This window comes from Streptomyces sp. WMMC940, assembly GCF_027460265.1.
Taxonomy (GTDB): Bacteria; Actinomycetota; Actinomycetes; order Streptomycetales; family Streptomycetaceae; genus Streptomyces.
Window position 1 is genome coordinate 1768927 of record NZ_JAPZBC010000001.1, and the last position, 13090, is coordinate 1782016.

At 72.4% G+C, this 13090-nt stretch carries 9 protein-coding genes and 1 riboswitch; of the genes, 2 read left to right on the forward strand and 7 right to left on the reverse strand.

Annotated features, from left to right (window positions below; all coding sequences use genetic code 11):
- Positions 1-11: 11 nt before the first annotated feature.
- The 3 genes from O7595_RS07770 to O7595_RS07780 form a co-directional block, all read right to left on the reverse strand.
- Complete coding sequence (locus O7595_RS07770; RefSeq protein WP_269727998.1) at positions 12-1202, reverse strand: alkaline phosphatase family protein; 1191 nt, start codon at positions 1200-1202, stop codon at positions 12-14.
- Positions 1202-1795, reverse strand: coding sequence for a DUF5998 family protein (locus tag O7595_RS07775; protein ID WP_093651748.1), 594 nt, complete (start codon positions 1793-1795; stop codon positions 1202-1204). Before O7595_RS07775 ends, O7595_RS07770 begins: the two co-directional genes overlap by 1 nt.
- A 79-nt stretch (positions 1796-1874) precedes the next feature.
- Positions 1875-4997, reverse strand: a complete 3123-nt coding sequence (locus tag O7595_RS07780; RefSeq protein WP_269727999.1) for a bifunctional acetate--CoA ligase family protein/GNAT family N-acetyltransferase — start codon at positions 4995-4997, stop codon at positions 1875-1877.
- Positions 4998-5172: 175 nt separating this feature from the next.
- Here O7595_RS07780 and O7595_RS07785 point away from each other — a divergent pair, with 175 nt between their 5' ends.
- Entirely contained in the window at positions 5173-5454 is a 282-nt protein-coding gene (locus tag O7595_RS07785) for an HPr family phosphocarrier protein (RefSeq protein ID WP_269728000.1), read from the forward strand.
- Between the two features lie 148 nt (positions 5455-5602).
- Here O7595_RS07785 and O7595_RS07790 read toward each other — a convergent pair whose 3' ends face one another.
- The 4 genes from O7595_RS07790 to O7595_RS07805 form a co-directional block, all read right to left on the reverse strand.
- Positions 5603-6280 (reverse strand): GntR family transcriptional regulator, encoded by a 678-nt coding sequence (locus O7595_RS07790; RefSeq protein WP_269728001.1) that lies wholly within the window; start codon positions 6278-6280, stop codon positions 5603-5605.
- 176 nt (positions 6281-6456) lie between these two features.
- Positions 6457-7230 carry a M23 family metallopeptidase gene (locus O7595_RS07795; RefSeq protein ID WP_269728002.1) on the reverse strand — a complete coding sequence of 258 codons (774 nt, stop codon included), beginning with the start codon at positions 7228-7230 and terminating at the stop codon, positions 6457-6459.
- 13 nt (positions 7231-7243) lie between these two features.
- Positions 7244-7407, reverse strand: a riboswitch (cyclic di-AMP (ydaO/yuaA leader).
- 230 nt (positions 7408-7637) lie between these two features.
- On the reverse strand, positions 7638-9020 hold the full coding sequence (locus O7595_RS07800; protein ID WP_443071827.1) for a M16 family metallopeptidase: 1383 nt from the start codon (positions 9018-9020) through the stop codon (positions 7638-7640).
- Between the two features lie 17 nt (positions 9021-9037).
- Positions 9038-10387 carry a M16 family metallopeptidase gene (locus tag O7595_RS07805; protein ID WP_269728004.1) on the reverse strand — a complete coding sequence of 450 codons (1350 nt, stop codon included), beginning with the start codon at positions 10385-10387 and terminating at the stop codon, positions 9038-9040.
- A 192-nt stretch (positions 10388-10579) separates the two neighbouring features.
- On the opposite strand from O7595_RS07805, the gene O7595_RS07810 reads away from it, so the two are divergent.
- Positions 10580-13027, forward strand: a complete 2448-nt coding sequence (locus O7595_RS07810; RefSeq protein WP_269728005.1) for a DNA gyrase/topoisomerase IV subunit A — start codon at positions 10580-10582, stop codon at positions 13025-13027.
- Positions 13028-13090: the final 63 nt, after the last annotated feature.

The following is a 13090-nucleotide window of genomic DNA, read 5'->3' on the forward strand; positions in this document are numbered from 1 at the left end:
GCGGTCGGACGTCAGGAGCGTACTTCGAGCAGGGGGACGAGCTGTTCGACGGGGGTCATCGAACCGTGCATGCCGACCATGGCCGACTCGTTGGGCTCGTTCACCGAGGCGGTGATCACGACGTCGTCGTGGGCCGCGGCGACCACGTCCCCGATGCGCCGGTAGACGCGCTCGTCGGTCTGCGGGCCGAACCAGCCCGCCGCGATGGCCTCGTCCCGGCTCGCGATCCAGAACCGGTCGCCGAGCACCTCGCGCCAGACGGCGAGCACATCGGCCTCGGCGCCGGGGACGGCGTAGACGTGGCGGGCGCGGCCCTCGCCGCCGAGCAGGGCGACGCCCGCGCGCAGCTCCCAGTCCTCGTCGAAGTCGATCCGCGACTCCTCGCCGAACGGGATGTCGATCATGCCGTGGTCGGCGGTGACGTACAGGGCGGCGCGGGGCGGCAACTGCTCGGCGAGGCGCTGGACGAGACGGTCCACGTACATCAACTGGCCGCGCCAGGCGTCGGAGTCGATGCCGAAGCGGTGGCCCTTGCCGTCGAGCTCGCTGTAGTACGTGTACACGAGCGACCGGTCCCCCGCGGCGAGTTGCTCCGCGGCGAAGTCCATCCGCTCCTCGCCGGTGAGCCTGCCGTGGAACGTTCCGCCGCTCAGCGCGATCTTGGTGAGCGGGGTGTCCCGGAACGTGGGGGACGACACCTGGGCGGTGTGCACCCCGGCCTCGTCGGCGAGCTGGAAGACCGTCGGGTACGGCTGCCAGACGCGCGGCGAGGTCCACGGCTTCCAGCGCAGCTGGTTCATCAGCTCACCGGTCTCCGGATTGCGGGCGGTGTATCCGGGCAGGCCGTGGACGCCGGGCGGCAGTCCGGTGCCGAAGGAGGCCAGCGAGGTGGCCGTCGTGGCCGGGAATCCGGCCGTCAGCGGCCGGCCGGTGCCGCCGAGGGAGCCGGCGAGGAGTGAGGTGAGGTACGGCGCGTCCTCGGGATGGGCCCTCAGTTGCTCCCAGCCGAGGCCGTCGATCAGGAAGACGCAGTTCCGGTCCGCGGGCGTGAGCTCCTCGATCGCGGCGTGCAGCCCCGGTACGCCCTGCCCGGCGGCGAGCGTCGGCAGCAGATCTGCCAGCGAGGCCGTGCCGTAGGCGGGGACGGGAGCCGTGTCGAGGCCGAGCGGAACGACGTCCTCGGGCCAGTCGGGACGGACCATCAGCGGGTGGCCGCCGTGGCGGCCGTCGCCTCTGACAGGGCCTGGGCGAAGGCGAGCGTCTGACGGACCGCCTCGGGCCCGTCGCCGGCCTCGCTGACCCGCAGGCTGAGGTCGTCCGCGGTGGAGCTGCCGGTGTAGCCGTGGTCGGCATCGCAGTTGGGGTCGCCGCAGGCGGCGGGCTCCAGGTCGATCCGGGAGACCGCGCCCCAGCCGATGGTGAGGACGACCTCGCGGGGCAGGGTGCCCGGGGTGTACGACTCGGGGTTGGCGACCACGCGGCTGACCACCACGGACGAGATCCTCGGGAGCTTCACCGACTCGGTGGAGGTCGTCGCGTAGGGGGTCGGGGAGCTGCTGTCGGCCGCCTGCTCGTCCGTGTGGCTCACGATGAAGCGGGCGCCGGTCAGCACGAGGACGGTCACATGGCGGCGCACCTCGTTGGAGTCGAAGGTGGTCTCCTGGTGGACCAGGTACGACGAGATCTGCTCGCCGCCCACCGCGGCCTCCACCGCTTCGGCCACGAGAGCCGGGTAGTAGCCGCTGCGCTCGATCGCCGCGCGCAGCCCCTGGGTCGTCGTACCGGTCTTCGCCATGGGCTCCATCCTACGGGGCCCGGGGACCCTGGAGTGCGCTCCGTGACCGCCCGGCCCGCGACCCCGGGGCCCGCCGGGTTCAGTAGCTCGGGAGGGTCCTCGGGCCCAGGTCGGTACGGGGCGGCGGCGGGGCGAGCCGTACGGAGGCCCCGAGCACGGAGAGGCCGTGCTGGGCGACCACGACGGGTTCGAGGCCGACGCCGACGACTTCCGGGTGGTCGTCGACCAGCCGGGAGACGCGCAGCAGCAGCTCTGCCAGCGCGGCGGTGTCGACGGGCGCGGAGCCGCGCCAGCCGAAGAGGAGCGGGGCGGTCCGGACGGACCGGATGAGGCCCGCCGCGTCGCGGTCGGTGACGGGGACGAGACGGTGGGCCGTGTCGCCGAGCAGGTCCGTGGCGGGGCCCGCGAGCCCGAAGGACAGCACGGCGCCCACGGCCGGGTCGATCGCGGCCCGCACGACGGTGTCCACCCCTCGCGGGACCATCGGCTGCACCACGGGCTGGAGCTCCTCCGGCTTGCCGAGGCTCTCCGTCAACTCCGCGTAAGCCTGGCGGACCTGCCGCTCGTCGGCCAGGTCGAGACGTACGCCGCCGAGGTCGGGGCGGTGGCGCAGGTGCGGCGCGGTCGTCTTGAGGGCGACCGGATGGCCGAGCCGGGCGGCAGCCCGGGCGGCGGCTTCCGCGTCGGGGGCGGGCAGCACGGGGACGACGGGGATGCCATAGCGCTCCAGCAGCCTCCGCGCGTCGTCCTCGGGCAGAGTGACGCCGCGCTCGCCGGGGGCGGCGTCGAGCAGGCCCTGGATGAGTCCGGCCGCACCGCCCTCGTCGATGTCGTCGTACTCCGGCACCTTCCCGGGCTCCGCCGCGTCCCGGCGCCACTGGGCGTACCGCACGGCCTCGGCCAGGGCGCGCACGGCCCGTTCGGCGGCGGGGTAGGCGGGGATGCGGGCGGCCTCCCCGCGGGCCGCCGCGGGGTCGCCGTCCCCGGCGGTCCGCGCGGCTCCGTCGCGGGGGTCGGTGCGGGCATGCGCTCCCGGCACCGGCGCCGGTACCCCGGGCGCCGCGGTGGCGGCCGCCGCCGCGGAACCTCCCGTGGCCGGGCCCACTCCGTCCGGACCGGCCGCGGGGGCCGGACCGGGCCACGGTCCCCGGGCGGTCGTGGAACCACTCGCACGGGCCACGACGCTCGGCGCCGACGCGGTGCCCGTGCCGGCGCCGGACGCTGTGCGCGCGCCGGGGTGCGGCGCGGCGCCCGCGGGCGCCGGTCCCGGGTCCGCACCCGGCCCGGGGTCCCCGGCGGTGTCGGGGCCGCGGTGCGGGGAGGCCGGGGCCGAGCTGCTCGCCGCGGCGAGGGCGTCGGCGAGTCCGCCGAGTTCGACGTGGACGACGAGCACGGGCTTGGCCGGTGCGGAGGCCGTCGCGGCGCGGAGGGCCGCCGCGAGGACCTCGCCGTCGCCGGACTCGGTGACGCCGTTCTCCCCGACCCACGGGATCGCGTTGACGACGACCGCGTCGCACGCCTCGTCCCGCAGCGCCCCGGCCAGCGCCTCGCAGAAGTCGTCCGGCGTCGCGGCCGTCGTCAGGTCGCGTGGGCGCAGTGGTCGCAAGCCTTCCGTCAGGCAGGCGTCGTACGTCAGCAGGCCCAGGGACTCGGAGTTGCCCAGGATCGCCACCCGCGGTCCCGCGGGCAGCGGCTGGCTCGCCAGCAGCGCCCCGGCGTCGACGAGCTCGGTGACGGTGTCGACGCGGATCACACCGGCCTGCCTCAGCAGCTCCGAGACCGTCGCGTACGGCACCCGGGTCGTCGGCACCGCGTGTCCCGGCGGAGCACTGCCGGTGTGCCGGGCACCCTTCACGACGACCACGGGTTTCACCTCCGCCGTGCGCCGTGCGAGCCGGGTGAACTTCCGCGGGTTGCCGATCGATTCGAGGTAGAGCAGGACGACGTCGGTGTCCGGGTCGTCGTACCAGTACTGGAGGAAGTCGTTGCCGGACACGTCGGCACGGTTGCCCGCGGAGATGAACGACGACAGCCCGGTGCCCCGCCGGTGCAGTCCGCTGAGGAGTGCTATGCCGATGGCGCCGGACTGGGTGAACAGCCCGGTCCGGCCGCGCGCGGGCGACTCCGGAGCGAGTGAGGCGTTGAGCCGCACCCCGTCCGCGGTGTTGATGATCCCGAACGCGTTCGGCCCGATGATCCGCATCCCGTACGAGCGCGCCTGGCGTACCAGTTCGCGCTGCCGTTCCAGCCCCTCCGGGCCGCTCTCCGCGTACCCCGCGGCGAGCACGACGAGTCCCTGCACGCCGTGCTCGCCGCAGTCCTCGACGACCTCGGGCACGCGTTCGGCGGGGACGGCGACGACCGCCAGGTCGACGGGCTCGCCGGTCGCCGCGACGATCTCCCCCACCGAGCGGTGGGCGGGTACCCCGTCGATCTCGTCCATGTCGAGGACGAGCGAACGGTTCACCGCGTACGTCCGCCCGGTGTACCCGGCGTCGATCAGATTGCGCAGCACGGCTCGCCCCACCCCGCCGGGCGCACGGCCGGCGCCGACCACCGCCACCGAGCGGGGTGCCAGGAGTCGCTGGACGGAGCGGGCCTCGGCCCGCTGTTCGCGGGCGCGCTGGACCGCGAGGGACCGGGCCGTCGGTTCGAGGTCGAGCGTGAGGTGGACGGAGCCGTCCTCGAAGCTGCGCCGCTGGGTGTACCCGGCGTCGGTGAACACCTTGATCATCTTGTTGTTGGCGGGCAGCACCTCCGCCGCGAACCGTCTGATCCCGCGCTCCCGCGCGACGGCAGCGATGTGTTCCAGCAGGGTGGAGGCGACACCCCGACCCTGGTGGGCGTCCTGCACCAGGAAGGCGACCTCGGCCTCGTCCGCCGGTGCGGACGCCGGCAGGCCCTGCGCGTCGATGCGGTCGAAGCGGACGGTCGCGATGAACTCGCCGCCGACGGTCACCGCGAGTCCCACCCGGTCCACGTAGTCGTGGTGCGTGAACCGGTGCACGTCCTTGGCCGACAGCCGTGGGTAGGGTGCGAAGAACCGGTAGTACTTGGACTCGTCCGAGACCTGCTCGTAGAAGCTGACGAGCCGCTCGGCGTCCTCGGTGGTGATGGGCCTGATGTGCGCGGTGCCACCGTCACGCAGCACCACGTCGGCTTCCCAGTGGTCGGGGTACGCGTGATCCGACGGGGTCTGCATGGGGCAAGGGTAAGGCTCCGGCACGGGTCGCGTTCCCCGAAGTGCGGGGGCAGGCTGGGAGGGCCGGCCCCGGCCCCGCACGGGCCGGGGCCGGTGGCCGGGTGCTCCGCACCTCATGAGAGACTGGTCTAGACAACCCGCCAACGCTTCCCGCTGAGACTCGAAGGGCACCACCATGGCTGAGCGCCGCGTCAATGTCGGCTGGGCCGAGGGCCTGCACGCCCGCCCCGCGTCCATCTTCGTTCGTGCCGCCACGGCTTCCGGCGTTCCGGTGACGATCGCCAAGGCCGGTGGCACCCCGGTCAACGCCGCCTCGATGCTCGCGGTGCTCGGCCTCGGCGCCCAGGGCGGCGAGGAGATCGTGCTCGCCTCGGACGCGGAGGGCGCGGATGCCGCCCTGGAGCGTCTGGCGAAGCTCGTCGCCGAGGGCCTCGAGGAGCTTCCCGAGACCGTCTGAAACCGATGAATTCATGTGCGGGCCGCGGTGCCGGAGAATTCCGGCACCGCGGCCCGCACATTCCCCCCGGAATTTGCCCTGGTTGCTTTTCCGGCAGCAGTAAAGACCCCCGGGCGCGCAATTGCTCTCTTTGTATACGGCGCGACTGTTAAATGCGGTCGCCCGCCGTGTTTACGGAATGTTGCGAAACCCTCACGCCTGCGGGAATCCGCAGCCGGTGCGCGCCGGTCGTCCGCTCCGCGTGCAGCGCCGTGAGCGCGCGGGCACGCTCCGCGTCGCCGCGTGCCACCGCGTCCACGATCGCGCCGTGCTCGGCCCATGCCTCGACGGGACGGGCGGGCCGCTCGATCGCGTACATCCACGCGATCTTGTGCCGGAGCTGGGTCAACAGCGCGGTGAGCCCCGGACTCCCGCACGCCTGGGCCAAGGTCTCGTGGAACCAGGCGCCGAGCGAGCGCAGATCCTCGCCCTGACCGCGCCGGGCCCGGTCCTGACCGAGTCTGACCAGCCCGCGCAACACCTTGAGGTGCGCCTCGGTGCGCCGCTGGGCGGCCCGGGCGGCACCGAGGGGCTCCAGCAGCAGCCGGATCTCCAGCAGGTCGGCGGCCTCCTGCTCGGTGGGCTCGGCCACGCACGCTCCGGCGTGCCGGCGGGTGACGACGAAACCCTCCGACTCCAGGGTCCGCAGCGCCTCCCGGACCGGGACGCGTGAGACGCCGTAGCGTCGCGCCAGCTGTTCCTCGGTGAGGCGACTGCCGCGCTCGAACACACCGGAGACGATGTCGTCGCGGATCGCCGTGCATACCGAGCGCGCGGGAATGCGCATACCGAACCTCCGCTTTAATCGCCGCGAAACCCCGTCGAGCGACGTCTGTTTCGGTGACTCTATGGCAGGTGGCCGGAATTTCCGAAGACCCATGGTAATCCATGGATATCTTTTGGCCTGAATACGCCGAGGCCCCCGCTCGGAGAGCAGGGGCCTCGGGCGGAAGGGTCTGTGCGTCAGACGCGGACGCCGTGCGAGCGGAGGTACGAGACCGGGTCGATGTCCGAACCGTAGTCCTCACCGGTGCGGGCCTCGAAGTGGAGGTGCGGACCGGAGGAGTTCCCGGTCGACCCGGAGAGGCCGATCTGCTGGCCCGGGGCGACCTGCTGGCCGACCGAGACGCTGATCGAGGACAGGTGGCCGTACTGCGTGTACGTGCCGTCGTGCATGCGCAGGACGACGTTGTTGCCGTAGGCGCCGCCCCAGCCCGCCTCCACGACGGTGCCCATGCCGACGGCGACGACCTCGGTGCCGGAGGCGGCATGGAAGTCGACGCCGGTGTGGCTGCCGGAGGACCACTGGGCGCCCCCGGCGTGGTAGTCGGTGCTCACATAGGAGCCGGCGACCGGGAGCGTGTACGTCATCAGCCGCTTGCGCTCGGCCTCGCGGGCGGCACGCTCCGCGGCGTCACGAGCGGCCTTCACCCGGAGCTCGGCCTTGCGCTTGGCCTCTGCCTCGGCCTTCTCCTGGGCCGCGACCAGGGCGGCCTCCTGCTGCTGGGCCTCCGCCTGCGCGTCGATCTGCTCGGCGAGCGAGTCGGCGGCGACGGCCTGGGTCAGGCCGGTGTCCTCGACGGGGGCGGAGACCTCGGCATCGGCCGCGAAGGCCGGGGAGGCGAGGGTACCGACGACGCCGGTGGTGGCGATGGCCGCGACGGAGGCGACGCCCGCGCTCTTGCGCGACAGGCGGCTCGGACCACGGTGCTTCCCGGTGGCACGGGTGAACGCCATCAAGTGGCTGATCCTTTCCTTCCTTCTCGCCTACCGGGTTAGCTGACGGGTTCGGAGCAGGAAGGTCTCCTACGGGCCCCTCCGCGCGGCGGCGAAGGCACCCGATTCACCCCAGGGGACATATGGGTCCCCGGCTCCCCAGGCTCGCGCCGGACGGGGACTCGGCGATGGCTGCCCGATGCCGCGGGTGCGGCGCGTGCAACTGGCGGACAGCGCAGAAGACGCTAAGCCGATCTTCGCTCAATCACCAAACAGACACGGATATTTGTAGTGCACGCCACAGGGCAGACACCACTCCTCCCCATCAAACCGGACATAGGGGAGGGTCGTTCCGGGTACGCGAAAGGGCCCCGTCGGCGCGAAACCGACGGGGCCCTTTCGTGCGCGCCGGAGGCGCCGGCGGTCAATCAGCCCGTGACAACGGTCACTTCACCGATTCCGAGCGCCCGGACGGGCTCCTCGATCTCGGAGGCGTCCCCCACGAGGACCGTGACGAGCCGGTCCACGGGGAAGGCGTTGACGACCGCGGCGGTCGCCTCCACCGTGCCGGTCCCGGCCAGCCGCGCGTACAACTGGGCCTGGTAGTCGTCCGGGAGACCCTGCTCGACCTGGTCGGCCAGCGTGCCCGCCACGGAGGCGGCCGTCTCGTACTTCAGCGGCGCCACGCCCACCAGGTTCTGCACGGCGACATCGCGCTCCGCGTCGGTCAGGCCCTCCGCGGCGAGGGTGCGGAGCACCTTGAAGAGGTCGTCGAGCGCGGGACCGGTGTGCGGGGTGTCGACCGAGCCGCTGATGGCGAGCATCGAGGCGCCGGAGACCCCGCCAGGCGACGCCGGGATGTCCGAGCGCAGCACCTGACCGAAGGCCCGCACGCCGTAGGTGTAGCCCTTCTCCTCGCGCAGCACGCGGTCCAGGCGCGAGGTGAGCGTGCCGCCGAGGCAGTACGTACCCAGGACCTGGGCGGGCCAGACCCGGTCGTGGCGGTCGGGGCCGATCCGGCCGATCAGCAGCTGGGTCTGCACGGCGCCGGGTCGGTCGACGATGACGACGCGGCCCGTGTCGTCGGCGGTGATCGGTGGCATCGGGCGGCTCTCGGCCGAGTCGCCCGTCCAGGCGCCGAGCGTGTCGGTCAGCACGGCGTCCAGGTCCACCCCTTCGAGGTCACCGACCACCACGGCCGTGGCCGTGGCCGGGCGGACGTGCGACTCGTAGAAGGCCCGGACCGCGGCGGAGTCGATGCGCTCGACGGTCTCCTCCGTGCCCTGCCGCGGCCGCGACATCCGGGAGGACGCCGGGAACAGCTGCCGGGAGAGCTCCTTCGCCGCCCGGCGTGCCGGGTTCGCCGTCTCATGGGGGATCTCGTCCAGCCGGTTGCGCACGAGCCGCTCGACCTCGCTGTCGGCGAACAGCGGGGCGCGCAGCGCCTCGGCGAGCAGGCCGAGGGCCTTCGGCAGCCGCGAGACCGGCACCTCCAGGGAGATCCGCACCCCCGGGTGGTCGGCGTGCGAGTCGAGCGTGGCGCCGCAGCGCTCCAGCTCGGCGGCGAACTCCTCGGCCGAGTGCTTGTCCGTGCCCTCCGACAGTGCGCGGGCCATGATCGTGGCGACGCCGTCCAGCCCCTCGGGCTCGGCGTCGAGCGGCGCGTCGAGGAAGATCTCCACGGCCACGACCTGCTGGCCGGGACGGTGGCAGCGCAGCACGGTCAGCCCGTTGCCGAGCGTGCCGCGCTCGGGCGCGGGAAAGGCCCAGGGCCTGGCCTCGCCGGGCCGAGGCTGCGGATGGAGGTCCATGGTCACGGCAGCGTCGGTCACTGGTCCGTCCCTTCTGCGTCGTTGTCCTCGGCGTTCCCGGCGTCGGCTCCCGCGACGGGCTCGTACACGAGCACGGCCCTGTTGTCCGGGCGCAGCCGGGCCTTGGCGACGGCCTGCACCTCGTCGGCGGTGACGTCGAGCACCCGCTTGACGGCGGTGAGCGCCAGCTGCGGGTCACCGAACAGCACGGCGTACCGGCACAGCTCGTCGGCGCGGCCGGCGACGGTGCCGAGGCGGTCCAGCCACTCGCGCTCGAGCTGGGCCTGGGCGCGCTCCATCTCCTCCGCCGTGGGCCCCTCGGCGGCGAAGCGGGCCAGCTCCTCGTCGACCGCCGCCTCGATGTCGGGGACCTCGACGCCCGCGGACGTCTTCACGTCCAGCCAGCCCAGCGAGGGGGCGCCGGCCAGGCGGAGCAGGCCGAAGCCGGCGGCGACGGCCGTGCGGTCGCGGCGGACCAGCCGGTTGTGCAGCCGGGACGACTCGCCGCCGCCGAGGACCGTCAGAGCCAGGTCGGCCGCGTCGGCCTCGCGGGTGCCGTCGTGCGGCAGGCGGTACGCGGCCATGAGCGCCCGGGCCGGAACCTCCTCCTCCACGACCTCGCGCAGCTGTTCGCCGATGACCTCCGGGAGCGAACCGTCGCGCGGCGGCTGCTTGCCGTCGTGCATGGGGATGGATCCGAAGTACTTCTCGATCCAGGAGAGCGTCTGCTCCGGGTCGATGTCTCCGACGACGGACAGCACCGCGTTGTTCGGCGCGTAGTAGGTGCGGAAGAAGTTCCGCGCGTCCTCCAGCGTCGCCGCGTCCAGGTCGGCCATCGAGCCGATCGGGGTGTGGTGGTAGGGGTGCCCCTCGGGGTAGGCGAGCGCGGTCAGCTTCTCGAACGCGGTGCCGTACGGAACGTTGTCGTAGCGCTGGCGACGCTCGTTCTTGACGACGTCCCGCTGGTTCTCCATGGACTCGTCGTCGAGGGCGGCCAGCAGGGAGCCCATGCGGTCGGCCTCCAGCCAGAGCGCGAGCTCCAGCTGGTGGGCGGGCATGGTCTCGAAGTAGTTGGTGCGCTCGAAGCTCGTGGTGCCGTTCAGCGAGCCGCCGGCCCCCTGCACCAGCTCGAAGTGGCCGTTGCCCGGCACCTGGGCGGAACCCTGGAACATGAGGTGCTCGAACAGGTGGGCCAGGCCGGTGCGGCCCTCGACCTCGTGGCGGGAGCCGACGTCGTACCAGAGGCACACCGCGGCGACCGGGGTCAGGCGGTCCTCCGAGAGCACCACGCGCAGGCCGTTGGCCAGGCGGTGCTCGGTCGCTGTCAGGCCTCCGGAGCCGGCCCGGGCTGTGGCCGTGTGACCCATGGGCATGTGGTCCCTTCGATCGCGTTGCAGGATGTCCTGCCACTGTATGCAAACCGTGCAGGTAAGCGGCGAAGTTCCCGCGGCTTCCACTCCCTGTTCCGGGTCGCGGTCCGCGTTGTCGGTGCGACGGTCCACAATGGTCGGCGTCAGATCCCGTTCATGGTTCATGTTGGTGAAGGAGCCGCAGCAGCGATGGCCCGCCGCAGCACGAAGACGCCGCCGCCCGACGACTTCGAGGAGAGGATCCTCGACATCGACGTCGTCGACGAGATGCAGGGCTCCTTCCTCGAGTACGCGTACTCGGTGATCTACTCCCGCGCCCTGCCCGACGCCCGCGACGGCATGAAGCCGGTGCACCGCCGGATCGTGTACCAGATGAACGAGATGGGGCTGCGCCCCGACCGGGGCTATGTGAAGTGCGCCCGTGTCGTCGGCGAGGTGATGGGAAAGCTCCACCCGCACGGTGACGCGTCGATCTACGACGCTCTGGTGCGCATGGCCCAGCCCTTCTCCATGCGACTGCCGCTGGTCGACGGCCACGGGAACTTCGGTTCGCTGGGCAATGACGACCCTCCGGCGGCGATGCGTTACACCGAGTGCCGGATGGCCGACGCGACGAGCCTGATGACCGAGTCCATCGACGAGGACACGGTCGACTTCGCGCCGAACTACGACGGCCAGGAGAAGGAACCCCTGGCGCTGCCCGCCGCGTACCCGAACCTGCTGGTGAACGGCGCCTCCGGGATCGCGGTCGGGATGGCGACGAACATGCCGCCCCACAACCTGGGCGAGGTCATCGCCGCCGCCCGTCATCTGATCAGGCACCCGGGCGCGGACCTGGAGACGCTGATGCGTCACGTGCCGGGTCCGGATCTGCCGACAGGCGGCCGGATCGTCGGTCTGTCCGGGATCAGGGACGGGTACGAGACCGGCCGCGGCACGTTCAAGATCCGTGCCACGGTCACGGTGGAGGACGTGACGGCGCGCCGCAAGGGACTCGTCGTCACCGAACTGCCGTTCAGCGTCGGCCCGGAGAAGGTGATCTCCAAGATCAAGGACCTGGTCGGCCAGAAGAAGCTGCAGGGCGTCGCCGACGTCAAGGACCTCACGGACCGCGAGCACGGGCTGCGCCTGGTCATCGAGATCAAGAACGGTTTCATCCCCGAGGCCGTCCTCGAGCAGCTGTACAAGCTGACGCCGATGGAGGAGTCCTTCGGCATCAACAACGTGGCGCTGGTCGACGGCCAGCCGCTGACCCTGGGCCTCAAGGAGCTGCTGGAGGTCTATCTCGACCACCGCTTCGACGTGGTGCGCCGCCGCAGCGAGTTCCGCCGCGGGAAGAAGAGGGACCGCCTGCACCTGGTCGAGGGCCTGCTCGTCGCGTTGGTCGACATCGACGAGGTCATCCGCCTCATCCGCTCCAGCGAGAACGCGGCGCAGGCCAAGGAACGGCTGATCGAGCGCTTCTCCCTCAGCGACGTCCAGACCCAGTACATCCTGGACACTCCGCTGCGCCGGCTCACCAGGTTCGACCGGATCGAGCTGGAGGCCGAGCGCGACAAGCTCAAGGCCGAGATCGCCGGACTGACGACGATCCTGGAGTCGGACGCGGAGCTGCGCAAGCTCGTCTCCTCCGAACTGGCCGCGGTGGCCAAGAAGTTCGGCACCCCCCGGCGCACGGTCCTGCTGGAGTCCACCGGCACCCCGGCTCCGGCCGCCTCGCTGCAGGTGGCGGACGACCCTTGCCGGGTGCTGCTGTCCTCCACGGGCCTGCTGGCACGCACGGTCACCGGCGAGCCGCCGGCGGACGGGGGGAGGCGTACCAAGCACGACGTGATCGTCTCCTCGGTGGGGGCGACCGCACGGGGCGAGGTGGGCGTCGTCACCTCGGCGGGCCGGCTGCTCCGGCTGTCGGTGATCGACCTCCCGCAGCTCCCGGAGACGGCCCAGGCGCCGAACCTCTCGGGCGGTGCCCAGGTCTCGGAGTTCCTGTCGCTGGAGGCGGACGAGACGGTCGTCTGTCTGACCGGTCTGGAGGAGTCCTCCCCGGGTCTTGCGCTGGGCACGCTGCAGGGCGTGGTCAAGCGGGTGGTGCCGGACTACCCGGCCAACAAGGACGAGCTCGAGGTCATCGCGCTCAAGGAGGGCGACAGGGTCGTCGGCGGCGCCGAACTGCGCACGGGTGAGGAGGACCTGGTCTTCATCACCTCCGACGCACAGCTGCTGCGCTTCCAGGCGTCGCAGGTCCGGCCGCAGGGCAGGCCGGCGGGCGGCATGGCGGGCATCAAACTCGCGGAGGGAGCCGAGGTGATCTCGTTCACCGCGGTGGACCCGGCCGCGGAGGCGGTGGTCTTCACCGCCGCGGGTGCCGCCGGGACGCTGGACGACTCGGTGACGACGGCGAAGCTGACGCCGTTCGACCAGTACCCGCGCAAGGGCCGGGCGACCGGCGGTGTGCGCTGCCAGCGCTTCCTGAAGGGTGAGGACAAGCTGGTCTTCGCCTGGGCGGGTGCGACCGTGGCGCACGCGGCGCAGAAGAACGGCTCGCCGGCCGAGCTTCCGGAGATCGACCCCCGCCGGGACGGTTCGGGCACGCCGCTGGCCAAGCCGGTCGCGGCGGTCGCGGGCCCGCTGCCGTAGGCGCGCGACCGCCCGCGGTCGTGTGCCGGTTGGTCCCCGAGTGGGGCAACCGCCCCCCTTCCA